Source organism: Klebsiella sp. CN_Kp066 (genome assembly GCF_040065135.1).
Lineage (GTDB): Bacteria > Pseudomonadota > Gammaproteobacteria > Enterobacterales > Enterobacteriaceae > Klebsiella > Klebsiella oxytoca.
The window spans coordinates 427,611-452,136 of sequence record NZ_JBEAIU010000023.1; the positions used below are offsets into that span (position 1 = coordinate 427,611).

Sequence of the window (24,526 nt, forward strand, 5' to 3'; positions counted from 1 at the left end):
ACCCGCTTTTGTACTTATTGCGGATTTTTCTCTTTCCACGCTTCCCATGCCGCTTTGATTTCCTGTTTCGCGGCGGCGGCATCGTTAAAGCCGTCCAGCTCGACTTTTTTGCGTCCGTCCGGCAGCTGTTTGTAAACCCGGAAGAAAGCCTGCAGACGCTCCTGCTCAATTTTCGGCAGATCGCTGATGTTAATCACGTCATCGTAGGTTGGATCGATTTTACTTGCCGGAACGGCAATGATTTTGTCGTCCTTCTCGCCGCCATCAATCATCTTCAGCACGCCAATCGCGCGCAGCTTAATCAGCGTTCCCGGGGCCATCGGCGCGCGGGTATAAAACACCACGTCCAGCGGATCGCCATCCCCTGCCAGCGATTGAGTGAGCGAGCCGTAGTTAGCCGGATAGGCCACCGGCATCGACTGGAAACGATCGGCGATCAGAAAGCCGGTTTTGGCGTCCGTTTCGTATTTGATAATGCCGCCTGCCGGGATTTCGGTTACGGCGTAAAACTCTTCAGGGTTGTTGTTCGGCTGCGGAAAATCCAGCACGTTTTGCGCCTCAACGGCGGTAGAAAGCAGAAGGCCTGCGGCCAGGAGGGTTTTCGCCAGATGCATTGTCATGTCGCTCTACGTTAATAAGAAATTGAAAAACAGAACGATAGAGATCGCGGATGAAAATTTCATGACATGCAAGTGACATAAATATGACGCGCAGAAACATAAGAAAAACTGTTCGAAAAACAAACAAAAGGAACCTTTAACCAGCATAAAAATCTATTATTACCTTGATTTATTGGCAATTTAAGCTATTGGTTAACATGCGTAAAAACAAATATTGTGTTAATACGCTTATGTTTAATAAGGAGAACAGAATGAAAGCTGCCGTCGTCACGCAAGATCATCAGGTCAATGTTACGGAAAAAACACTTCGCCCATTACAGCACGGCGAAGCCCTTTTAAAAATGGACTGCTGCGGCGTCTGCCATACCGACCTGCACGTTAAGAACGGCGATTTTGGCGATAAAACCGGCGTCATTCTGGGCCATGAAGGCGTGGGCGTGGTGCAGCAGGTCGGCCCTGGCGTGCACTCGCTCAAGCCGGGCGATCGCGCCAGCGTCGCATGGTTCTTCGAAGGCTGCGGTCACTGTGAATATTGTAACAGCGGTAACGAAACGCTGTGCCGTTCGGTAAAAAATGCGGGCTACACCGTTGATGGCGGGATGGCCGAAGAGTGTATCGTCATTGCCGATTACGCGGTCAAAGTGCCGGATGGTCTTGATTCTGCGGCAGCCAGCAGCATCACCTGCGCAGGGGTCACCACCTATAAAGCGGTAAAAGTTTCCCATATCAAACCCGGCCAGTGGATCGCCATTTATGGCCTCGGCGGGTTGGGTAACCTGGCCCTGCAATATGCGAAAAACGTTTTTAACGCCAAGGTCATCGCCCTTGACGTTAATGATGAACAGCTGAAACTGGCCGCAGAAATGGGCGCAGATCTGACCATCAATTCCCGCAGCGAAGACGCGGCCAAAATTATCCACGAGAAAACCGGCGGCGCCCATGCCGCAGTCGTGACGGCGGTCGCCAAAGCGGCGTTTAACTCTGCGGTGGATGCGGTTCGCGCCGGCGGACGCGTAGTGGCCGTCGGCCTGCCTCCGGAAGCCATGAGCCTGGATATTCCGCGCCTGGTACTGGACGGTATCGAGGTGGTTGGTTCTCTGGTGGGTACGCGCCAGGATCTGGCCGAAGCCTTCCAGTTTGCCGCCGAGGGTAAGGTGGTACCGAAGGTCACCCTGCGCCCGCTGGGTGATATCAACGCCATCTTTAAGGAGATGGAACAGGGACAAATTCGCGGTCGTATGGTGATTGATTTCCGCCGTTAATTTTCTCGCCTCTCTCGCTACGGGAGAGGTTCCATTTATCCCCTTATGCACGTAGCTCTGCTGCGCATATTTACATGATGCCCGGCAGAAATCCTTTCTTACGCTCATCATCGTTCAGCCGATAAATATCGAACCGGCTACCACCTTCATTAACAACGCTCTCCCCGCTATGCGCAGCCTGTGGTATGCAGGATATAAATGCTTTTTACGCAAATGCTTAGCGCAAATCCTTACTTCCTTTGTTAAAACGCGCGCCCGATGATGACTAAACAAGAGATAACAAAGGAATTCACCATGCACATCCGTTTTCGCCTGCCCGCGCTGGCGGCGCTATTTTTAACCGGCGCGTTTTCCGCCTGGGCCGCCGACGCCCCGGTTAAAGGCGGTACGTTAATCTATCTGGAGCAGCAGCCGCATACTAATCTTTACCCACCGGCCGGTGGCTTCTACCCCAACGGCGGCATTCTTAATCAAATAACCGATAAGCTCACCTGGCAGAACCCGAAAACGCTGCAGGTGGAGCCGTGGATCGCCGAAAGCTGGAGCGCCAACGCGGATAAAACCGAATATACCTTTAAGCTTCGCCCCGGGGTGACCTTCTCAGATGGCACCCCGCTTGACGCCAGGGCGGTCGCCAAAAACTTTGATACCTACGGCCTCGGTGATAAAGCGCACCGCCTGCCGGTGTCTGAGGTCATTAATAACTACGATCGCAGCGAAGTCATCGATCCGCTGACGGTAAAGTTCTACTTTAAAAAGCCCTCGCCGGGATTTCTGCAGGGCACCGCCACCATCGGCTCCGGGCTGGTATCCCTCAGTACCCTGGCGCGTAATTTTGAAGAGCTGGGCGATGCCCGCCATATTATTGGCTCCGGACCTTTTACGGTAAAAGATGAAAAGCCGGGGCGCGAACTCACTCTGGTCGCGCGCAAAGATTATCAATGGGGACCGAAAAATCTCACCCAGCAGGGGCCAGCTAATCTCGATGGCATCACTTACATCGTTACCCCTGAAGATGGCGTGCGCATTGGCGCTCTGCTGGCGGGCCAGGCTGATTTTATCCGTCAGGTACAGGCCTACGATGAAAAGCAGGCCACCGGGCAAGGCTTTAAAATTTATGCTGCCCCCACGCGCGGCGTTAACGATAGCCTGAGCTTCCGGCCGGATAATCCGCTGGTTGCCGACCTGCGCGTTCGTCAGGCGCTGCTGCACGCCACCGACGCCAGGCAGGTAGTCGAAACGCTGTTCTCCGCCAACTATCCGCAGGCGACCTCCGTCGTCGCCAGTACCGCCGCCGGGTACGTTAACCTCAGCGACAAGCTGGCTTTCGATCCGGCCAAAGCAAAACAACTGCTTGATGATGCAGGCTGGAAACCGGCTGCCGATGGTATTCGGGTCAAAGATGGCCAGCGGCTGGCCTTAACCGTCTATGAATCTCTGCCGCAACCGCAAAATAAAGAAGTTTTGCAGCTTGTCGCTCAGCAGTGGCGTCAGGTCGGCATCGCGCTGGCGGTCAAAGCCGGCGATGCCGGCAGCCGTACGCTGGATAACCTCGATCCGCTGAAAACGCCGCTCACCGTGTCGGAAGTGGGCCGCGCCGACCCCGACGTGGTGAAAAGCATGTTTTTCCCCACTAACCGCGACGCGCTGCTGCAAAAAGGCGGCTCCAGCGACAAAGTACAGGGGTTCCGCGACGATAAGCTCAACGCATTGCTGAGCGCGATTTCAGCCGAAGTTGAACCGCAAAAACGGCTCCAGCTCACCGGCGATGCCCAACGCTATCTGCTGGATAATGCCTACGTGATCCCGATATTTGAAGAACCGCAGGTCTTCGCCGGCGCCCCGTGGGTGAAAGGCGTCAGTTTTGAAGCGGTAGGCCGCCCGTCGTTCTATGGCGCGTGGCTGGAAAAGCACTGAGGAGCCTGCGATGAGCCATTATCTTCTGCGGCGAACCGGCCAGGGTTTACTGGTGCTATGGGCGGCATTTACCCTCTCTTTCATCCTGTTACAGGTGCTGCCCGGCGATGCGGTACTGATCAAGTTTCAGAATCCGGATCTGGGGCTCAGCCCTGAGCAGATCGCCGAAATGCGCCTCGCCTGGGGGGCCGATAGCCCGGTGTGGAAGCAGTATCTCCACACCCTCTTCGCCATGCTGCGCGGGGATTTTGGTTATTCGCTGCAGGCCGGACTGCCGGTGAGCGCGCTGATCGCCAGCAATCTGCCGCAGACACTAAGCCTCGCGCTCCCCGCCTTTGCGCTGGCGGTGGCGCTGGCTTTTACCCTCGCCTTCGCCTCACGGCTGCCGGGTCTGCGCTGGCTAAGCAATACGCTGCAATCGCTGCCGGTGCTGTTTATCTCCCTGCCGACGTTCTGGCTCGCTATCGCCCTGATACAGCTTTTCTCCTTTCAGCTGCGCTGGATACCGGTGATCAATCCGGGACCGATTGAGGGACTCATTCTGCCCGTCGTCGCCGTCGCGGTACCGATTTCCGCTCCGCTGGCGCAGATTCTGATGCGCAGTCTGGATCAGGTCGCCGCGCTGCCGTTTGTGGCCGTTGCTCGTGCTAAAGGCATGAGCGAGACCGGCGTGCTGTGGCGGCACGTTACCGGCAATGCCCTGCTACCGGTGTTCAATATGGCCGGGCTGCTGCTAGGGGAACTGATCGCCGGAGCTCTGATTACTGAAACCGTGTTTGGCCGCGGCGGGCTGGGTCTGCTGACGCAGCAGGCGGTCAATAATCAGGATATCGCGGTACTGCAGGCGGTGGTGATGATCTCAGCCCTTGGTTTTGTCCTGATTAATCTGCTGGTCGACCTGCTGATGCCGCTGCTCGACCCGCGCCTGAAAACCGCTGAGGGAGGTACGCTATGAGTCTGGTTGATTACGCAATCGCCGCCCGCCGCCGCTCGCCAGACTGGCGCACGCTACGCTTCCAGCCCGGCCTGCTGCTGGCCTGGGCGATTATGATCGTTGCTGCGCTAATGGCCGTTGTCCCGCAGCTGTTTACCGCTTATAACCCGTTGGAAGGTTTCCCCGGCGCCCAGCGCCTGGCCCCCCAGGCGGGTCACTGGCTGGGCACCGACCAGCTTGGTCGCGATCTGTGGAGTCGAATCGTCTACGGCGCTGCCCATTCGCTCTCCGCTGCGCTGGCGGCAGTGGCGATTGGCCTGATCATCGGAACCGCGCTGGGTACGCTGGCCGGCGCGCTGGCGGGACGCGTGGAGTCGATCGTCATGCGGCTGGTCGACGTACTGCTGGCGATTCCATCCCTGTTGCTGTCCCTGACGGTCATTATTCTGCTCGGCTTCGGCACCCTCAACGCCGCCGTCGCGGTCGGGGTGGCGGCAATAGCCAGCTTTGCCCGCTTGGCGCGCGCGGAAGTCGTACGCGTACGGCGCAGCGATTACGTCGAAGCGGCCTACGGCAGCGGCGGCACCTTTTTTGCCGTCTTCTGGCGGCATATTTTACCCAATTCGCTCACCGCGGTACTGGCCTTCGCCACGCTCCAGTTCGGCCAGGCCGTTCTGGCGCTCTCAACCCTGAGTTTTCTCGGCTACGGCACGCCGCCGCCGGTACCAGAGTGGGGATTACTGATCGCCGAAGGCCGTAACTACCTCTCCACCGCCTGGTGGCTAACGACCCTTCCCGGTATGGCGGTGATTGCGGTCGTGCTTGCCGCCAATCGTATTAGCCGTCAATTTAGCGGAGAACGCCGATGAATGTTTTAACCGTAGAAAACCTACGCATCAGCTATCGTTCGCAGAGTGAATGGCGTGAAGTCGTGCATAACGTCAGTTTTCAGGTAAAACGCGGCGAAATGCTGGCGTTCGTCGGCGAATCCGGCTCGGGCAAAACCACTACCGCCCAGGCGATAATGGGTCTGCTGGCGGAGAATGCCCGGCGCGACAGCGGGCGCATCAGTATTAACGGTGAAGACATTAGCGGCTGGTCAGGTAAACGCCTCGACGGCCTGCGCGGCGCGCGAATTAGCCTGGTGCCCCAGGATCCAGGCAACTCCCTCAATCCGGTGAAAACCATCTGCGCGCAGGTAGGTGAAATTCTGCGCCTCCATCAGAAACGCAGCGCCGCGGAACGTAAAACGCAGGTACTGGCGCTGCTGGCGAAGGTTGGACTGAGCCACCCGGAGCAGCGCTTCGATCAATATCCGCACCAGCTTTCAGGCGGCATGAAGCAACGAGTGCTGATTGCCATCGCCATCGCTCTGAAACCGGATTTAATCATTGCTGATGAGCCAACCAGCGCCCTTGACGTGACGGTACAGAAGCGGATCCTCGATCTGCTGGATACCCTGCGCCGGGAGTCCGGCACGGCGGTGCTGTTCGTCACTCACGATCTGGCGCTGGCAGCCGAACGTGCCGACCGCCTGCTGGTCTTTCGTCATGGCGAAATTCAGGAGCAAGGCGCGACCCGCGATGTGGTACGGACGCCGCAGCATGCCTATACTCGCCAGCTGCTCAGCGATCTTCACGACCCGGCGCTGACCATGGCTCCCGCCGGCGGTCGCGTACTGGCTACGCCGGCGATTCGCGTCGACGACATCAGCAAGCGCTTCTCATTAGGCCGGGCGCATTTGCAGGCGCTGGACGCCGTGACTTTTGAGGTTAAGCGCGGCTGCACGCACGCGCTGGTTGGCGAGTCCGGTTCTGGTAAAACGACGCTTGCGCGGATCCTGCTGGGATTCGAAAAGGCGGATAGCGGCCAGATTGCCATCGATGGTATTGATGCCGGGCATCTCAGTCGGGAGGCGCTCCGCCAGCTACGGCGTAAAATTCAGTTTGTCTATCAGAACCCCTTTGCCTCTCTTGACCCACGGCAAACGCTGTTTGAAATCATTGAAGAGCCGTTAAAGAACTTCGACCGCTTCAGCGCCGGAATACGACGCCAGCGCGTCGAAACGGTCGCCGCTCGCGTGGCGCTCGCGCCGGAGCTGCTGTCGCGAACCGCCCGTGAGCTATCCGGCGGACAGCGGCAGCGGGTGGCTATCGCCCGCGCCCTAATCCTTGAACCGACGATCCTTGTCCTCGATGAAGCGACTTCGGCGCTGGACGTTACCGTCCAGGCGCAAATTCTCGCCTTGCTGCAGCAGTTGCAGCAACAGCTGGGATTGACCTATCTGTTTATCACCCACGATTTGGCGACGGTTCGCCGTATCGCCCACAGCGTGACGGTACTGCGGGCGGGCCAGGTTATTGAACATGGCGATGTGGGCCGACTGTTCAGCGCTCCGCAGCATGAGTATACCCGCGAGCTTATTGCCGCTATTCCCCACTTTTCCCCCTCGAACAAGGAGGTCGCATGACGCGTAAACGACTGGGTTTTTTCACTCGCCTGCTGGACCACGTCGCGCCAGGTGAGCGCTATCGGCTGGCTACCGAACAAATTCGCCACGCCGAACGACTGGGTTTCGACAGCGCCTGGGTCGCTCAGCACCATTTTCATGAGCACGAAGGCGGCCTGCCGTCGCCGCTGGTCTTTCTCGCCCACGCGGCAGCGCATACGGAGCGCATTCGCCTGGGAACCGCCATTATCACCCTGCCGATGGAAAACCCGCTGCGGGTTGCCGAGGATGCGGCGGTGCTGGATCTGCTCGCCGATGGACGACTGGAAGTGGGCTTCGGGTCTGGCGGCACGCCGACCTCGTTTTTACCCTTTGGATTGACCATCGACCAGCGCAGCGCAGTCTTTGCCGAACACCTGCATCTGATTCAAAGCGCCTGGCGCGGAGATTCACTTTCGCATCCGGATAATCATCTTTATCCCCAGGCACCGCAGTTGGCGGAGCGTATCTGGATTGCCACCTTTTCCGTTGAGGGCGCGGTGCGCGCGGCTCAGGCCGGACACGGCCTGATGCTTTCGCGTACCCAGCCGCGTCCTTCAGGGCAGCCCACGCTGCCACTGGACGCTATCCAGAATCCGATTATTGACGCCTATCTCGCCGCGCTGCCGCCGGGCGTCGAGCCACGGATCCTCGCCTCGCGGACGGCCTTTGTCGCCGATAGCCAGCAGTATGCGCTACAGGTCGCTGAACCCGGTCTGCGCCAGCAGGCGGCCCAGCATCGCGCCGCAGGTCATCATATTATTGGTGACACTGTCACTGATTTTTTGCCGCAGCTTGACGCGCACGTTGGCGACCCGCAGCACGTCGCCGCTTCGCTGGGGCGCGATAGCGTCCTGCAGCGGGTAACCGATATTTCGTTCCAGGTGCACTCCGTTGAACCCTCGCACCGCGACACGCTTCGTTCCATTGAGCTGATCGCTCAGCATATTGCCCCGCAGATACGATAAGGAGTCACCATGACGCTCAGTCAGGATATATTGGCCGAACTGGCAGAAATTGCCCCCGATTCCGCCTTAGCGGCGGCGAGAGCCGTGCGCGAGGCGGCCACCCATCATGCTCAGGGAAGCTATGAAGCGCTGTTCGGTCAGCAGGATAACGACTTTCCGCTCGACGAACGTTTTGCCATTGCCGCCAGGGTAGCAAAGCTGCATGAGAGCGATGCGCTGGCCGCCCACTATGCCGGGTTTGGGATTGCCGACCCTACCTCGCCGCGGCTGGTTCCGGCGCAGGCCTTTGCCCGGCTGTTGACCTTCGCGCCGGTAGAAGCCACGCCTTCGGCTCTGGAGGCATTAACCCGTGCCGGATGGAGCCCGCGCGCTATCGTGACGCTGGCCCAGCTGATTGCGTTTGTCAGCTTCCAGAGTCGTCTGCTGAACGGTCTACGCCTGCTCAACGGTAAAAGCGCCCCGGTTGCCGGGACCCCGGTCGTAGCCGGATTCTGGCATACCTCACCGCAAACCCTCAGCGGTAAACGCGCGCCGGCGCGCTTCACCCGCGATGAACTGCACTGGGAACCCTGGCTGGCGGCTAAACCGCTGGCGGAATTTACCCCGGATGAGCAGGCGCTGCTGGCGAAATTCGGCCACAGCGACTCGCCCTACTTCCGCCTGCTGGCGCGCAACCAGCCGGTGCTGGAGCAGCGTACGTTAACCGATAAAGGGATTTTTTATACTCCCGGCGGCCTGCCGCGCGCCGAACGCGAGCTGGCGGCGACGGTAGCGAGTAAAATCAACGGTTGTATTTATTGCGCCTCGGTGCATGCTCGCAAGGCCGCGCAGTTAGCGAAAGATGAAACGGCGGTAGAGACCCTGCTGGCGGTGACCCCGGGAGAGAAGCTGAGCGATGGGCAGACGCCGCGCTGGCAGGCGCTCATTGATTTTGCCGCAGCGATTTCCGTTACCCCTCCCGCCCTGGACGCGAGCCACCTTGCGGCCGTCGAGCAGCAACAGTTGGATACCCTTGCCCAACTGGATCTGCTGCAATCGGCAGCCTTCTTCGCCTGGGCCAACCGGTTAATGCTGACCCTCGGGGAGCCGTGGCAGGATTAGCCGCCTGCGGATTTCGTCAGACAGAACGCTGCTGATAGCGGGCATAAATCAGCAGTGAACTGAGCGCAAGAAACGAAAGCAGCGCGGCCGGTAAGGCAACAGAACGCCAGCCAAGGCCGGCCGTAATCATCATCCCGCCGAACAGCGCCCCGATGGCGCTTCCAAGATTAAAGGCGATCTGGCCGCCCGCCGCGCCCAGCATCTCGCCGCCTTTGGCATTTTGCAGCAGCATGATTTGCAGCGGCGCTGACAGGGCAAACAGCGCCGCGCAGCAGATAAACGCCAGGGTTAGTGAGGCGGTTTTATTCTCACCCAGCAGGAACAGGAGTAATAAGGTCAAAACGATAACGCTATCCGTCACGGCGGCAATACGTAACGGACTGTAGCGCGCGGAAACTTTACCGCTAAATAAATTCCCCAGAACCATCCCCAGGCCCACCAGCATCATAATCATTATGATGGCGCTTTCACCGAAGCCGGAGACGTTGATCATAAACGGCTTAATATAGCTAAACCACGCGAAGACGCCGGCATTGCCGAACAGGGTGGCGGCAAAAATTAACCACGGCGCAGGTGAGGTTAAAAAATGAAATTGCGAGCGCAAGCGCGTGGTTGATTTATCAAATAACGTCGGCACCCACCAGGCGATGGACACCAGCACCGCGACGTCAAAGACCGCAATCGCCAGGAAGGTATAGCGCCAGCTGAACTGATGGCCAAGCCAGGTTCCTCCCGGTACCCCCAGCAGGTTGGCGACGGTCATCCCGGCGATCATCCCCGCCACCGCTGCGGTAACCTTGCCTGGCGGCGCAATTTTCGACAGAATTATCGCGCCCACGCCAAAGAATGCGCCGTGCGGAAACCCGGAGATGAGGCGCCCCAGCGCCAGCATCGAGTAGCTGGAGGAGAACGTGAAGATGGCGTTGCCGATAATGCATAGCGCTACGAGAAACAGCATCACTGATTTTAGTGAAAAGCGGCTGGAGAATATCGCCATCACCGGCGCGCCGATCACGACGCCGGACGCATAATATGAAATCATGTTGCCTGCGGCAGGAATGGATATGCCGACATCACGGGCAATTTCAGGTAATACCCCCATGATGCCAAATTCCGCCATTCCGAGACCAAAAGTGCCAAGCGCTAACGAAAAAATAGTCTTTTTCATACATCTAATCACTTGTTATGGATTTTACCGGTCGCATTATTATGCATTCTCTGGCGGTAAACCAGTTTAAAACCTTCCGTAACCTGTTTATCCATAAAACAGCGTGATTACTTCATATCCAACGTTCATAAAAACAGCAATCATTAAATCCTGAATTGGCTTAATACCCAATGGGCAACCAATATAACAATGACAACGGCAGGCGTGAACCAAACGTCAAAATCGAAAGCCCGGTAAATAAGCCCTGTAAGTACTATTGCGCAGATTAATATTACGTGAGTGCGAATGCCGTCATAAATATCCTTTAAAAAATAGCGAAGCATGGCTTTCATGATTTTATTGCCTCGGGCAGTCAGTCGCCGTTAACGCTTCATCCGCGAGTGAATTAGTGAACCTGCTGATGTTTGATCTTTTTCATCACCTTTGCTGCTTTGTATACCTCACTTAGCGGAGCGAAGTGATGCGATACCCCACAGGCGACGACCAGCGGTAGCGCGAAAATAATGAGTTGCGCAGGATGCCAGGTCCCTTCATGGACCGCTTTCAGGATGCCGATCCCGATAATTAAAAGAACGAATACATGGACAAATATTGCCCTGGGCAAGCGCGATGCCGCTTCGTCAACGGCACAGTATAAAAGCGTCTTATATCTCGCCGTTAACTTGTCGATCTGCTTATCTGTAAAGCCACTTTCATGCATGATTTTTATTAATTTAGTATCTTCCATTTTTTACTCAAATATAACCCGGACTTCCTTGAGCCGTATACAGCTTACTCTTTATCACTGCGTAAAGACAACCCATAACATTAATTTCAGTAATTTTCTTTTCTGTGGAAGCCGCCGCGCAAAATACGCAAGAATCCGCCTAAATGATAGCGTTTTTTATAGAGACAACGGATAATGACGTTAATAGCGCTACGTTGAAATAGCGACCCAACTGGCTTAATGGGAAAAAGGGAAATATCTGTCGTCAGAAAAAGAGAGCCCGTCAGAGTGCGCGCCCGGGCATAAATAAATGAGACAATGTTTTCAACGCTGTCAGAGGTGAGCTAATTGATGCCCCTGAGGATATTAACCCCCGTTCCGGCATTAACCGGAACGGGTAATACGTTAAGGCTTACTTCAGCCCTTCGCGATTTTCCCTTTTCGCTTCCAGGCGCTCCACGTCGCGATACCAGCGCGGATGATGCTTCTTCGCCCAGCGTCGGCTCACCTTCCCTTCAATCATGCCTTTAATCGATCCTTTAACCCAGAATGCCATATACATATGGATCAGAATCGCATGGATAAGAATAATGGCCGACGTTGCGTGAATCAGCAGACTATAGCGAATAACCTGAATCGGGAAATAGTGGGCAAAATAAGGCCGCCAGATAATCACCCCGGTGACCAGCAGCACAAATATCATGCTCATGATCGTCCAGAACATCATTTTCTGGCCAGCGTTGTATTTCCCTACCCGCGCCACTTTATGCTCATTGCCCTTAAGCACCTCGATAATCCCTTTCAGCCAGGGAATATCCTGTTTGTCGGGAATATTATGGTGGACAAAGCGCACGAACATAAACATCAGGGCCACGAAAATCAGAACCCCGAAGAACGGATGCAGAATACGCCCCATCTGCGGGGTACCGAAGGTTTCGGTCAGCCACTGCAGCGTCGGGAAGAAAAACGAGATCCCCGACAGCGCCACCAGGAAAAAGCAGATGACCACCGTCCAGTGACAGGCGCGGTCAATAAACTTCGTGCGCACAATCATTTTCGATTTACTCATCATGCTCCTCCTCATCGTCATCCGCTTCCTTGTTCGGCCCAATCCCGATGTAGTGATAGATCAGCCCGGCAAAGGTGGCGATAAAGCCAACGGCGGAGAGCGGCTTCAGCGCGCCTTTCCACAGATTTATCGAGGTATCTATCTGCGGCTCCTTCGGCAGGTTATGGTACAGCTCCGGCTGGTCCGCATGATGCAGCACGTACATCACGTGGGTGCCGCCGACGCCAGGCGGGTTATACACCCCGGCATGGGAATAGCCGCGTTTCTTCAGTTTTTCCACACGCTCGTTGGCCACTTCCAGCATCTCTTGCTTGCTGCCGAAGTGAATCGCGCCGGTTGGGCAGGTTTTCACGCAGGCCGGTTCCTGGCCAACGCTGACCCGATCGACGCACAGGGTGCACTTATAGACCCGGTTATCCTCTTTATTGAGGCGCGGGACGTTAAAAGGGCATCCGGCAATGCAGTAGCCGCAGCCGATGCAGTTTTCCTGCTGAAAGTCGACGATGCCGTTTGCGTACTGAATAATCGCTCCGGCGGACGGGCACGCCTTCAGGCAGCCCGGATCCTCACAGTGCATACAGCCGTCTTTGCGAATCAGCCACTCCAGCTTGCCGTTCTGCTCGGTTTCGCTAAAGCGCATTACCGTCCAGGATTTGGCGCTCAGATCGGCGGGATTGTCGTAAACCCCGACGCAGTGCCCGACTTCATCGCGGATATCGTTCCACTCGGAACAGGCCACCTGGCAGGCTTTGCAGCCTACGCAGGAGGAGACATCAATCAGCTTTGCCACTTCCGCCTTAAAATCCCGCGCGCGCGGCGCGGGGGTGATCGGATTGGTGGCGGAGCGTTTAATGATGTCCTGGGTTTCCATCGCCATTGCTTCGCTCCTTACGCTTTCTCGATGTTGACCAGAAACGCCTTATACTCCGGCGTCTGCGAGTTGGAATCCCCGACGTTCGGCGTCAGGGTATTGGCGATGTAACCTTTGCGGGCCACTCCTTCAAAACCCCAGTGCAGCGGAATACCGACGGTTTCCACCTGCTGACCGTTGACGTTGAGCGTTTGCAGACGACGCGTCACCACCGCCACCGCGCGAATAAAGCCGCGCATGCTGCTGACCGTCACCCGATCGCCATTGGCGATCCCTTTCGCTTTCGCCAGGCCTTCGCTGATTTCGACAAACTGCTCCGGTTGCGCAATCGCATTGAGACGCGCATGCTTGGTCCAGGTATGAAAATGCTCGGTCAGGCGATAGGTGGTGCCGACGTACGGGAATTTGTCCTTCTTACCTAAACGCAGGGCATCTTCTTCATACAGACGTACCACCGGGCTGGAGACCACGCTCGGGTGCAGCGGATTGGTACCAAGCGGCGTTTCCATCGGTTCGTAGTGTTCCGGGAACGGACCTTCCGCCAGCTTATTCAGGGCAAACAGACGCCCCAGACCTTCCGGCTGCATAATAAACGGCCCGGTTTTGCTGCCCGGAGGCGCGGTATTGAAGTCCGGAATATCGTTGCCAACCCACTTGCTGCCGTTCCACTGGATCAGCATTCGCGTCGCATCCCACGGCTTGCCGTTCATATCCGCCGACGCGCGGTTGTACAGCACGCGCCGGTTGAGCGGCCACGCCCATGCCCAGCCGAGCGTATTGCCAAGACCTGACGGGTCGGCGTTATCGCGGTTGGCCATCTGATTGCCCTGCTCGGTCCAGCTGCCGGTATAGATCCAACAAGACGACGCGGTGGTACCGTCATCGCGCAGCAGTGCGAAGCTGTTCAACAGCTGGCCTTTCTTCGCCAGCGGCGCGCCGTTAGCGTCGTAGAGATCCGCCAGCGCGTAGCCGTTGTTCTCTTTCGCGACCTCTTCTGATTCCGGACGATCCGGCTGCTTGTAGTGCCACCCCATCTTCAGCAGCGGCTCGACGCCTTTGCCGCCCTCGGTGCGATACATCTCGCGCAGGCGGTGGTAAATCCCGGCCAGAATTTCGCCGTCGTTGCGCGCTTCGCCCGGCGCATCCTGGCCCTTCCAGTGCCACTGTAGCCAGCGCCCGGAGTTGGCGATGGAACCATCCTCTTCGGCAAAGCAGGTGGACGGCAGGCGGAAGACCTCGGTCTGAATCGCTGCCGGGTCAACATCGTTCGACTCGCCGTGGTTTTGCCAGAAGGTCGAGGTTTCGGTCACCAGCGGGTCGATAACCACCATGTACTTCAGCTTGCTCAGGCTGCGGACCACCTTGTTTTTGTCCGGGAAGGACGCCACCGGATTGAATCCCTGGCAGATATAGCCCGTGACGTTGCCGTTATCCATCATATTGAAATACTTGATAACGTCATAAGCCTGGTCCCATTTCGGCAGCCAGTGGAAGCCCCAGTCGTTCTCTTTTTGCGCCGCGTCGCCGTAGAAAGATTTCATCAGGCTGACGAAGAACTTCGGGTAGTTGCTCCAGTAGTTCACCTGTTCGGGCAGCGTCGCCTTCGGCGTATTGGCAGCGAGATAGCTTTGCAGATCAACCTGCTGTTCCGACGGCAGCGTCAGGTAGCCCGGCAGACTGGTTGAAAGCAGGCCTAAATCGGTTAACCCCTGGATATTGGAGTGCCCGCGCAGCGCGTTGATCCCGCCTCCCGCCATCCCCATATTGCCGAGCAGCAGCTGAATCATCGCCATGGTGCGGATGTTCTGCGCGCCGACGGTATGCTGCGTCCAGCCCAGCGCATAGAGGAAAGTGGTGGTCCGGTCCGCCGCGCTGGTTGAGGCCAGCACTTCGCACACTTTCAGGAAGTCCGCTTTTGGCGTACCGCAGATGTTCTCCACCACCTCCGGCGTATAGCGCGAAACGTGCTGCTTCAGCAGGTTCCATACGCAACGCGGATGCTGCAGCGTTTCATCGCGCATCGCGAAGCCATTTTCGTCGAACTGATAGTTCCACGAAGACTTATCGTACTGACGCTTTTCGGCATCGTAGCCGCTGAACAGGCCATCTTCGAAGGCAAAATCGTCGCGCACCAGCAGGTTGGCGTTGGTATAGTGTTTAACGTACTCGGCATTGATTTTGTTATTTTCGATCAGGTACAGCAGCACGCCCGACAGGAAGGTAATGTCGGTACCGGAACGGATCGGCGCATAAATATCGGCCACCGACGCCGTACGCGTAAAGCGCGGGTCAACGACAATCAGCGTCGCATCATTGTTGTTTTTTGCCTCCATCGCCCAGCGGAATCCCACCGGATGGGCTTCGGCAGCGTTACCGCCCATCACCACCACGACATTGGCGTTTTTAATATCAACCCAGTGGTTGGTCATCGCACCGCGACCAAATGTTGGAGCAAGACTTGCTACCGTTGGTCCGTGTCAGACGCGCGCCTGGTTATCTACCGCCAGCATGCCGAGCGAGCGCACGAATTTTTGCGTTAGCATGCCGGTCTCATTGCTGGCCGCCGACGCGCACAGCATCCCGGTGGACAGCCAGCGGTTAACCGTCACGCCCTGCTCGTTTTTCTCAATAAAGTTGGCATCACGGTCGGCTTTCATCAATTTAGCGATACGGGTAAATGCTTCATCCCAGGAGATGCGCTGCCATTTATCCGAACCCGGCGCGCGGTATTGCGGATAGCGCAGACGGTTGTCGCTATGGACATAGTCCAGCAGCCCTGCGCCTTTCGGGCACAGCGCGCCGCGGCTCACCGGATGGTCCGGATCCCCTTCAATGTGATAAATCGCTTCTTTCGCGTTTTTCGCGCCGTCGCCCAGGCTATACATTAATAGCCCGCAGCCCACGGAGCAGTATGTGCAGGTGTTGCGGATCTCTTTGGCGCGCAGCAATTTGTAATTACGCGCCTGAGCCAGGGCCATTTTGGGCGCAAAACCCAATGCAGCGGCTGTTGTTCCGGCCATACCGCCTGCGCAGATTTTAAAAAACTTTCTGCGGCTGACGTCCATTGTTCCCCTCCATGCGGGATGTCTATTCATTGCGGGAGTGGAAATTAACAGCAATAACCCTGTTTTATTTGCGTCAAATCAATGTCCTGACCCCATGCCCCCTTAATAGTCAGCCGCGTCGAATTTCATTACTCCATTAGGATTAAGCGCTGTGGAAAATATCCCCCGAGGGCGAAAAAAAAGTGTTATAAAAGCCGACTGCGTTTGAACCAACATCAGGTTAAATATGGAGAAGAAAAAAGCCACGCTAATTGGATTCGCCGCCATCGTCCTCTGGAGCACCATGGTCGGGCTGATTCGTGGCGTAAGCGAAGGGCTTGGTCCGGTAGGCGGCGCGGCGATGATCTACAGCCTGAGCGGCCTTTTGCTCATCTTTACCGTCGGTTTTCCGCAAATACGTCAGATCCCCCGCCCTTATTTGCTGGCAGGCAGCGTGCTGTTTGTCAGTTATGAAATATGCCTCGCGCTGTCGGTCGGGCTAGCCGGAACCCGCCAGCAGGCGATTGAAGTGGGCATGGTCAATTATCTGTGGCCCAGCCTGACGATTTTATTTGCCATTGTCTTTAACAATCAAAAAAGCAGCTGGCTGGTTATCCCGGGGTTATTGCTGGCTTTATTCGGCGTCACCTGGGTATTAGGCGGTGAGCATGGCCTGAACATTGACGAAATTATCAGCAACGTGGTTTCCAGCCCGCTGAGCTATATTCTGGCGTTCGTCGGCGCATTTATCTGGGCGGCCTACTGCACGGTCACCGCTAAATATGCACAAGGCAAAAACGGCATCACTCTGTTTGTTCTGCTTACCGCCCTGACCCTGTGGCTAAAGTTTCTGTTCAGCGAACAGCCGCCCATGGTCTTTAGCTGGCCGGTAATAGTCAAACTGATCGCGCTGTCCATTGCCCTGGGCCTGGGCTATGCGGCGTGGAACGTCGGCATCCTGCACGGCAACGTCAGCCTGTTAGCCGCCGCCTCCTACTTTACGCCGGTGCTCTCCTCCGCGCTGGCGGCGGTACTGCTCAGCGCCGCGCTCTCGTGGTCGTTCTGGCAGGGGGCCGGCATGGTGTGCGCTGGCTCCCTGCTCTGCTGGCAGGCGACCCGGCGCTAACCGAGGTCGCCGCCGGCGACCGGCAGCGTCACGCCGGTGATGTAGCTGGCCTCATCGCTGGCGAGAAACAGGATGGCATTGGCCTGTTCCGCCAGCGTACCGTAGCGATGCATCAGGCTGCTCGCCACCGTCTGATCGACCACCTGCTGATACCACGTCTGCTCCTGCGCCGACGGCAGCTCCTCATTCCGCGGCGTCCGGCGCGCAGGCGCCTCGGTGCCCCCCGGCGCCACGGCGTTAATGCGGATCCCGTTTGCGCTATATTCCAGGGCTAGCGAACGGGTCAACGCATTAACGCCGCCTTTCGCTGCGGAATAAGGCACCCGGTTCACGCCCGCCGTTGCCACCGACGAAATATTAACGATACTGCCCTTGCCCTGCTTCAGCATCCACGGTAGCGCAGCCCGACAGCCCCACAGGGTCGGAAACAGCGAGCGGCGAATCTCCTTCTCTATCTGATCCGGCTGATATTCCGCAAACGGCCGCGCCCAGATGGTGCCGCCGACATTGTTAATCAATACATCCAGGTGGCCAAAATGGGCCACGCCGTTGGCGAATGCCCGCTCGGTACTTTCCCATTGTTCAAGATCGGCTTCCAGCGCCAGCGCCTGGCAACCGGCGGCGTTCAGCGCCGCCGCCAGTTCGTGAACATAGCGAGATCGGTCAATCAATAGCAGCCGCGCACCCTCACGCGCCGCTTGCTCTGCGGTCTGTCGGCCAATCCCCTGCGCGGCGCCGGTAATGGCCACGACTTTATGGTTAAATCGCATCGTTGCTCCTTATGCCGCCGCACTCTGGCTGGCGATGAATTTTTCATACCAGAACCCCGCCGGCGAAATGCCTCTCTCGCGCAGCGCCGTGGATACCGCATTGACCATCGGCGGTGGCCCGCACAGATAGATATCCACATCGCCATCGTTGAGTATTGCGTCATTAAGATGGTCGGTCACAAAACCGCGCTGCGGGCATTGGCTTTGCGCATCGGCAACCACCGGCAGCCAGCGATAAGCGGGAAGCTGGCCGGTAACTGCTTCAAGCGCATCAGTTTTCACCAGGTCGCTGTCGCGGGTCACACCATAGAGCAAGGTGACGGGCCGGGCGCTGCGTTGCATAGCCAGCGTTTGCAGTATCGAGAGCAGCGGCGCTAAGCCGGTGCCCCCCGCCAACAGCAACAGCGGACGCTCGCCGCCGCGCAGATAAAAGCTGCCCATCGGGCCGCTTAGCGTCAGACGATCGCCGGGACTGGCCCGCTGCGTCAGCCACTGACTCATCAAGCCGCCGGGCACGTTACGGATCAGAAAGCTCCCCTCACGCGAGCCCGGTAGAGAGCTAAACGAATAGGCGCGCACCTGCGGCGTGCCGGGAACCTGAATATTGATGTACTGACCCGCCAGGAAGTCCAGCGGCTCATCCAGCACGATCTCCAGCTCAATGGCGGTGTCAGACAGGAGATTGACCGCTTTCACCGTCGCCCCCAGGCTTGCCAGCGCGGTCTTGCACTGGGCTGCCGCCGCCGGTACATCAATGACGCAATCGCTGGATGGCACCATCTGACAGGTCAGCACCTGGCGCTCTGCGGCTTCGTCTTCGCTGAGCGCCTCTTCAAGATACTCATCGCCCAAACCATATTCGCCGCTGACGCAGCGGCACTTGCAGGTGCCGCAAACGCCGTCTGAACAATCCATCGGCAGATTAACCTGCTGACGATAGGCGGCATCGAGAACTTTCTCTCCGGCGTGACATTGAATAAAGCGGGTGATGCCGTCTTCAAAATTGAGAGCAATATTAAAGGTCATAAACGCCTCTTAAATGTGGTAAACGTCAATTACCTGACGGATGTAATCGTTATTCAGGCGCACGGTTTTACGGATAATCTGCGGTTTGCCGGCGCTTTCAATCAGCGTGCAGCAGGTAGAGCCAAACCAGGTATCCGTCTGCTGATAGCGATGGCAGTAGGTGACCCAGTTGTAGCGCACCTCCATCCCCTGTTCGGTTTCGCCAAGCAGCTCAACGTTGCCGATCATATGAGTGGTGCGCGGTTCCGGCGTGCTGGCCCCTGAGCGTTCCGTTTTGATGCGGTATACCCGGTCTTCGAGGCCATCGCGGCTCGGGTAGTAAATCAGCGAAATTTCGCGCTGAGGGTCGCGGGTAAGCTTGTCGTCATCTCCCCAGGCGGGCATCCAGTACACCACCTGTGGACTGTAGCAGTTCAGCCAATCATCCCACTGACGATCGTCAAGCAGGCGGGCTTCGTAATAGAGAAACTGGCGAACCTGTTCGAGAGTCAGCATCAGACCACCTCCACGCGTTGCGTGATCGATTGCTCGTAGCGCTGCTGCTCTTTTTCCAGCGCCGCCAGCATCACGTTTTGCCAGTGATGATGGTGGGCGATATACAAAGCTTCATCTTCCGATTTCACCCCGCTTAGCTGCGGCCTGAAGCCCGCCTGAAGAGCGTGTTCGTCAGGGCCATCGACCCAGTGCAGCGCCCCGCGGCTGAGGTCGCTCCATGCCAGATTCTCACCGAGATAGCCGCGCTGGCAGGCGCTGAACTCTTCCAGATCGTCAGGCGTTCCCATGCCGCTAACGTTGAAGAAATCCTCATACTGGCGAATACGCAGCGCCCGCGCCTGGTCAGATTCGCCCTTCGGCGCGAAGCACCAGATGGTGACTTCGGTTTTATCCACCGCGATGGGGCGTATCACGCGGATCTGCGTCGAAAACTGATCCATCAGATAGACGTTTGGATAGAGGCACAGGTTGCGCGTTTCGTTGACCATCTGCTCGGCGCGGGACTGGCCGAATTCCGCCTGCAGCCGTTCACGATGTTCGTAGACCGGCCGCACTTCCGGGTTCAGCACCCGGGTCCACAACAGCATATGTCCATTGTCAAAGCCGTAACCGCCGCCGACGCTTTTCGACCAGCCGTTTGCGTCTACCGCGTGCGTCCCTTCCGCTTCGTAGTTGCGGCGCGACATGGTGGAAGCGTAGTTCCAGTGGACCACGCTAACGTGATAGCCGTCAGCACCGTTTTCCGCCCCCAGCTTCCAGTTGCCTTCATAAACGTAGCTCGATGATCCGTTAAGCACCTCCAGCCCTTCCGGCGCCTGGTCAACGATCAGGTCGATAATTTTGCAGGTTTCGCCCAGGTACGCCTCCAGCGGCTGTACATCGGCATTCAGGCTGCCGAAAAGGAAGCCGCGATACGATTGAAACCTCGGCAGTTTCTTTAAATCGTGGGAGCCTTCATGCTTGAAAGTCTCCGGGTAACCGCCGGTACTTTCATCTTTGGCTTTTAAAAGCTTGCCGTTATTACTGAATGTCCAGCCGTGAAATGGACAGGTAAAGGAACTTTTATTACCGGTTTTACGGCGACACAGCATCGCCCCGCGGTGGGCGCAGCTGTTAATTAGCGCATGCAGTTCATTCTTTTTGTCGCGAGTTATTATTACCGGCTGGCGCCCAAGAGTCAGGGTGTAATAATCCCCAGGCTGCGCAATCTGGCTTTCATGAGCAAGGAACAACCAATTTCCTTCAAAAACATGCTTCATTTCAAAATCAAATAGCTGCGGATCGGTAAATATTGAGCGATGGCAGCGATAAATATGCTTTTCACGATCGACAATTAATGCATTGGTGATTTTATCTTTTAATGTGGTGAACATTTTTTGCATGAGTCGGCCCTCCTGCATAATTCAGGAATAGAAAACTGTGAGGTCGGAATTTCGCTTTATTCTCCGGCCACGACCTGGCCGGAGAAGAGAATTAACGCCGCGCGCTACTCCTGCGCGCGCAGGCGCGTACCGCGGTGTTCTTCATCGGCGTTAAGTGCTTTGCACAGGGTAAAATCAAAGCGCACTTCAGTATGTTCGCCTTCCAGCTCACGCTGCTGAATAAGCTCGCGGTCGCTGACTTTTACCGGATCGGCAATCAGGCCGTCGCGGGTAGCGAACGCGAAATCATCCCACAGGTATTTGTCGCCGTTGAGATTGATTTGGCTGGTCAAATGTTTATGACCCGGCGCGGAAACGAAGAAATGGATATGCGCCGGACGGTTACCGTGACGCCCCAACTGGTCAAGGAGTTTTTGCGTTGGCCCATCCGGCGGGCAACCGTAGCCGGATGGCATAATGCTGCGCACGCTATAGCAGCCATCGGCGCCGGTGCGAATGCGGCGGCGCAGATTATATTCACTCTGGCTTTGATCGAAGAAAGAGTAGTTCCCGAGGGTATTGGCATGCCAGATATCAACGATAGCGTTGGCTATCGGGTGGCCCTGGGTGTCGCGAACCTGGCCATAAAGCCACATCACCTCCCCCGCATCTTTACCATCATCCATGCGGGTATGCCCGTCTGCCAGCGGCGCATTCGCCACGTACAGCGGGCCTTCAATAGTACGAGGAGTGCCGGTTTCCCGCTGCGCTGCGGCATCAATAGCGTCCTGGCGCAGGTCGAGGAAGTGTTCAAGGCCGAGGCCCGCCGCCAGCAGTGCCGCTTCCTGGCGGCCGCCTAATTCATGCAGATAATTCACCGCATGCCAGAACTCTTCTTCAGTGACATTATAGTCATCAATCAGCGTGCAGATGTTTTCCAGCAGACGATGAACAATCGTTTTAAAACGTTCGTCGCCGCCGGTTGCATTTAAACCTGCACTTTCACGCAATAAATGTTGCACAGCATCTTGTTGTACGAATGCATTACTCATAATATTTCTCACTTATCGTTGTAGGATATTCGCCGAATAGTTTCGGCGCGAGGTTAGTTATTATTTTTATTAACGGTCGTCTTCGCGAATCGAGGAGGGATGACGACAGAGCGCCTCCACGCGAATTTGCATAAAGGGATATAACGGTAGAGCCATTAAAATTTGATGCAGCTCTTCAGCATCTTTTACATCGAAAATACTGACATTGGCGTAAAGTCCGGCGACGCGCCAGATATGTCGCCATTTACCTTCACGCTGAAGTTGTTGTGAATACTTTTTTTCTCGCTGCTTAATTTCCTCAATTTCGTCGGCAGGAAACCCCAGCGGAATATTCACGGTCATATCGACTTTAAATAGCATAAAAATCCTCCATTATCCTTTGCGGCTATAGAAGCGCAGTTTGTCTTCATCCAGTTCAGCGCCAAGACCCGGCGTTTGCGGTAGCGTCACTTCGCCTTCGGCGAACGTGAGCGGCACGCTGACAATATCGTCCTTCAGCAATAACGGGCCAAACATCTCGCTGCCCCACTGTAGGGGGAGCGTCGACCAGGCGTGCAGCGAGGCCAGGGTGCCAACGGTCCCCTCAAGCATCGTGCCGCCGTAAAGCCCAATTCCCGCCGCTTGCGCCACCTTCGCCAGCGCCAGCACGCTGTTTGGCCCGCCCGCTTTGGCAATCTTCAGCGCATAGGCCCCGCTGAATCCCTGCTGCGCCAGGCGATAGCCTTCGTAATGGGTCGCTACCGCTTCATCGGCCAGAATAGCCGTGCCGATGTGATGGCTGAGGCGCACCAGCGTAGTGTTATCCTGAGCGCTAACTGGCTGTTCAATCAAATCGACCCCCATCGCCGCCAGCTCGCGGCAGCCCTTTGCCGCGACGGTGGCTTCCCACGCCTGATTCACGTCGACGCGGATGCTGGCCCGATCGCCCAGGGCTTCAACAATCGCGCGGGTATGGCGCAGGTCAGTCGCCAGCTCGCGCGCGCCGATTTTTAGCTTAAAGGCCCGATGGCGACGCTCCGCGAGTAGCCTTTCCCCCTCGGCAATATCTTTCTCGGTGTCGCCGCTCGCCAGCGTCCAGAGAACCGGCAGCGAGGTCGTCAGCGCGCCGCCAAGCAGCGCGGAAACCGGCAGGCCAAGCGCCTTTCCCTGCGCATCCAGCAGCGCGGTTTCGATCGCCGATTTGGCAAAGGTGTTGCCTTTAACCGCGCCGTTCATTCGCGCGGTCAGGGAATTGAGATTATCGGCAGGCTGGCCCTTCAGCAGCGGCATCAGGTAATGGTTAATTGCCGAAACGATAGCTTCCGGGCTCTCCACGCCGTAGCTCAATCCACCGATGGTGGTGGCTTCGCCAATACCGCAAATCCCGTCCGAACGGGTGATGCGGACGATCGCCAGCGTCTGACAGCCCATCGTGGTCATGGAGAGTTTGTGCGGTCGAATGGTCGGGATATCTACCAGCCAGCTTTCAATACGTTCAATGGTCACGGTCATCTTTTTTTCCTGGTGATGAAATACATAACTTTTCATCCCCCTGTTCATAACGTGGGGTAACGATTCTGTTGACAATAGGTCTGCACGGTCGGGACGGTCAACGGCGATAATCGAAATGTTGTGCGATTATCGACGCGGTTGTTAAATTGGGGTTAATAATGTGATCGACATGGTAAAAACAGCACAAGGAATCGCCGCGTTTTTCACCCGCGATATAGTGATGCCCCATGAACCTTTATCTTCAGTAAAAGAGGGGTATATGAGCGAAAAAAAACCAGATACTCTCAGCGTCCGCCAGTCTGAACACGACCCTAACTTTATGCTGTCCCTGGCGCGCGGGCTGGAAGTCCTTAACGCGTTTACCCCGCAGCGGCAGCGCCTGACCATTTCCCAGCTTAGCCAAAAAACGCAGATCTCCCGCGCGGCTGTGCGCCGCTGCCTCTATACCCTCGCCGCGCTGGGAATGGTGCATAGCCCGGATGGCCGCAGCTATGAGCTACTCCCCCGCGTGCTGGCGGTGGGTCACGCTTACCTGGCCGGAACGCCGCTGGCGAAAGTCGCGCAGAGCGCCCTGGATAATCTGGGTAAAAACCTCGGAGAATCCTGCTCCGCCGCCACGCTGGACGGCGATAACGTCCTGTATATTGCCAGAGCGGCGGTGAATAACCTGCTCAGCGTAGATATCGGCCGCGGTAGCCGTCTGCCTGCGTGGGCCACGTCGATGGGACGCGTGCTGCTTAGCGCGTTGCCGGAAGAACAGCTTGAAGTGACACTGTCACGAGCCAGCTTAATCCGCTATACCCCGTATACGCTATGCGATCTGCCGGGTTTACGGCAGGAAATCGCCAGAGTGCGTATGCAGGGCTACGCGCTCGCTGACCGGCAAATTGAGGTGGGATTATGTTCGCTGGCGGTACCGCTGCTTTCCCGCAGCGGTCAGGTGGTGGCGGCGCTTAACGTTGGCGTTCCGGCAGGCTATACCAACGCCGCCGCGCTGAAGGAGAAAGCCCTCGCCCCGCTACGGCGGGCGGCGATGGCGCTTTCTCTTCAGCTGTAA

The 24,526-nt window shown here is 57.0% G+C and carries 22 protein-coding genes; 9 read left to right on the forward strand and 13 right to left on the reverse strand.

Annotated elements, in window-relative coordinates; all coding sequences use genetic code 11:
- Positions 1-14: 14 nt before the first annotated feature.
- A complete protein-coding gene (locus tag ABLV75_RS04940; RefSeq protein WP_004101946.1) occupies positions 15-614 on the reverse strand; it encodes an inorganic diphosphatase in 600 nt (199 codons plus the stop codon).
- Between the two features lie 257 nt (positions 615-871).
- Here ABLV75_RS04940 and adhP point away from each other — a divergent pair, with 257 nt between their 5' ends.
- The 7 genes from adhP (at position 872) to ABLV75_RS04975 (ending at position 9,290) form a co-directional block, all read left to right on the forward strand.
- A complete protein-coding gene (gene adhP / locus ABLV75_RS04945; protein WP_004101944.1) occupies positions 872-1,882 on the forward strand; it encodes an alcohol dehydrogenase AdhP in 1,011 nt (336 codons plus the stop codon).
- A 294-nt stretch (positions 1,883-2,176) separates the two neighbouring features.
- Entirely contained in the window at positions 2,177-3,799 is a 1,623-nt protein-coding gene (locus ABLV75_RS04950; protein WP_004101942.1) for a TIGR04028 family ABC transporter substrate-binding protein, read from the forward strand.
- Between the two features lie 10 nt (positions 3,800-3,809).
- Positions 3,810-4,754, forward strand: a complete 945-nt coding sequence (locus ABLV75_RS04955; RefSeq protein WP_004101940.1) for an ABC transporter permease — start codon at positions 3,810-3,812, stop codon at positions 4,752-4,754.
- The gene (locus ABLV75_RS04960; RefSeq protein ID WP_004101938.1) at positions 4,751-5,602 is read left to right on the forward strand and encodes an ABC transporter permease; all 852 of its coding nucleotides are present in this window, start codon (positions 4,751-4,753) and stop codon (positions 5,600-5,602) included. Before ABLV75_RS04955 ends, ABLV75_RS04960 begins: the two co-directional genes overlap by 4 nt.
- The gene (locus ABLV75_RS04965; RefSeq protein WP_348854897.1) at positions 5,599-7,203 is read left to right on the forward strand and encodes an ABC transporter ATP-binding protein; all 1,605 of its coding nucleotides are present in this window, start codon (positions 5,599-5,601) and stop codon (positions 7,201-7,203) included. Before ABLV75_RS04960 ends, ABLV75_RS04965 begins: the two co-directional genes overlap by 4 nt.
- Positions 7,200-8,189 carry a putative FMN-dependent luciferase-like monooxygenase gene (locus tag ABLV75_RS04970; protein WP_004112887.1) on the forward strand — a complete coding sequence of 330 codons (990 nt, stop codon included), beginning with the start codon at positions 7,200-7,202 and terminating at the stop codon, positions 8,187-8,189. The genes ABLV75_RS04965 and ABLV75_RS04970 overlap by 4 nt, the downstream gene beginning before the upstream one ends.
- A 9-nt stretch (positions 8,190-8,198) precedes the next feature.
- On the forward strand, positions 8,199-9,290 hold the full coding sequence (locus ABLV75_RS04975; RefSeq protein ID WP_047719852.1) for an alkylhydroperoxidase domain protein: 1,092 nt from the start codon (positions 8,199-8,201) through the stop codon (positions 9,288-9,290).
- Positions 9,291-9,306: 16 nt separating this feature from the next.
- On the opposite strand, the gene araJ is transcribed toward ABLV75_RS04975, so the two are convergent.
- The 5 genes from araJ to fdnG all read right to left on the reverse strand — a co-directional run bounded on the left by araJ (position 9,307) and on the right by fdnG (position 16,169).
- The gene (gene araJ / locus ABLV75_RS04980) at positions 9,307-10,458 is read right to left on the reverse strand and encodes an MFS transporter AraJ (RefSeq protein WP_048257949.1); all 1,152 of its coding nucleotides are present in this window, start codon (positions 10,456-10,458) and stop codon (positions 9,307-9,309) included.
- A gap of 385 nt (positions 10,459-10,843) precedes the next feature.
- Positions 10,844-11,185 (reverse strand): hypothetical protein, encoded by a 342-nt coding sequence (locus ABLV75_RS04985; RefSeq protein ID WP_023320917.1) that lies wholly within the window; start codon positions 11,183-11,185, stop codon positions 10,844-10,846.
- A 391-nt stretch (positions 11,186-11,576) separates the two neighbouring features.
- Positions 11,577-12,233 carry a formate dehydrogenase-N subunit gamma gene (gene fdnI / locus ABLV75_RS04990; protein WP_004101923.1) on the reverse strand — a complete coding sequence of 219 codons (657 nt, stop codon included), beginning with the start codon at positions 12,231-12,233 and terminating at the stop codon, positions 11,577-11,579.
- Entirely contained in the window at positions 12,226-13,110 is an 885-nt protein-coding gene (fdxH, locus tag ABLV75_RS04995) for a formate dehydrogenase subunit beta (protein WP_004101920.1), read from the reverse strand. Before fdxH ends, fdnI begins: the two co-directional genes overlap by 8 nt.
- Before the next feature lie 11 nt (positions 13,111-13,121).
- Positions 13,122-16,169, reverse strand: a complete 3,048-nt coding sequence (fdnG, locus tag ABLV75_RS05000; RefSeq protein WP_142447902.1) for a formate dehydrogenase-N subunit alpha — start codon at positions 16,167-16,169, stop codon at positions 13,122-13,124.
- Between the two features lie 226 nt (positions 16,170-16,395).
- On the opposite strand from fdnG, the gene yddG reads away from it, so the two are divergent.
- On the forward strand, positions 16,396-17,274 hold the full coding sequence (gene yddG, locus ABLV75_RS05005) for an aromatic amino acid DMT transporter YddG (protein WP_004101917.1): 879 nt from the start codon (positions 16,396-16,398) through the stop codon (positions 17,272-17,274).
- Here the strand turns inward: yddG and benD are convergent.
- From benD to ABLV75_RS05040, 7 genes are all read right to left on the reverse strand, one after another.
- Positions 17,271-18,044, reverse strand: coding sequence for a benzoate diol dehydrogenase BenD (benD, locus tag ABLV75_RS05010; protein ID WP_004101916.1), 774 nt, complete (start codon positions 18,042-18,044; stop codon positions 17,271-17,273). The two genes, yddG and benD, sit on opposite strands and share 4 nt — an antisense overlap.
- A gap of 9 nt (positions 18,045-18,053) precedes the next feature.
- Positions 18,054-19,070, reverse strand: a complete 1,017-nt coding sequence (benC, locus tag ABLV75_RS05015) for a benzoate 1,2-dioxygenase electron transfer component BenC (protein ID WP_004101915.1) — start codon at positions 19,068-19,070, stop codon at positions 18,054-18,056.
- Between the two features lie 9 nt (positions 19,071-19,079).
- Positions 19,080-19,565, reverse strand: a complete 486-nt coding sequence (gene benB / locus ABLV75_RS05020; RefSeq protein ID WP_004101914.1) for a benzoate 1,2-dioxygenase small subunit — start codon at positions 19,563-19,565, stop codon at positions 19,080-19,082.
- The gene (locus tag ABLV75_RS05025; RefSeq protein WP_004101913.1) at positions 19,565-20,947 is read right to left on the reverse strand and encodes a Rieske 2Fe-2S domain-containing protein; all 1,383 of its coding nucleotides are present in this window, start codon (positions 20,945-20,947) and stop codon (positions 19,565-19,567) included. Before ABLV75_RS05025 ends, benB begins: the two co-directional genes overlap by 1 nt.
- A 104-nt stretch (positions 20,948-21,051) precedes the next feature.
- Entirely contained in the window at positions 21,052-21,978 is a 927-nt protein-coding gene (gene catA / locus ABLV75_RS05030) for a catechol 1,2-dioxygenase (protein ID WP_004112858.1), read from the reverse strand.
- A gap of 69 nt (positions 21,979-22,047) precedes the next feature.
- Positions 22,048-22,338 (reverse strand): muconolactone Delta-isomerase, encoded by a 291-nt coding sequence (catC, locus tag ABLV75_RS05035; RefSeq protein ID WP_004101911.1) that lies wholly within the window; start codon positions 22,336-22,338, stop codon positions 22,048-22,050.
- Positions 22,339-22,350: 12 nt separating this feature from the next.
- A complete protein-coding gene (locus tag ABLV75_RS05040; RefSeq protein ID WP_162098326.1) occupies positions 22,351-23,517 on the reverse strand; it encodes a muconate cycloisomerase family protein in 1,167 nt (388 codons plus the stop codon).
- 121 nt (positions 23,518-23,638) lie between these two features.
- Here ABLV75_RS05040 and ABLV75_RS05045 point away from each other — a divergent pair, with 121 nt between their 5' ends.
- Positions 23,639-24,526 carry an IclR family transcriptional regulator C-terminal domain-containing protein gene (locus tag ABLV75_RS05045; RefSeq protein WP_162098327.1) on the forward strand — a complete coding sequence of 296 codons (888 nt, stop codon included), beginning with the start codon at positions 23,639-23,641 and terminating at the stop codon, positions 24,524-24,526.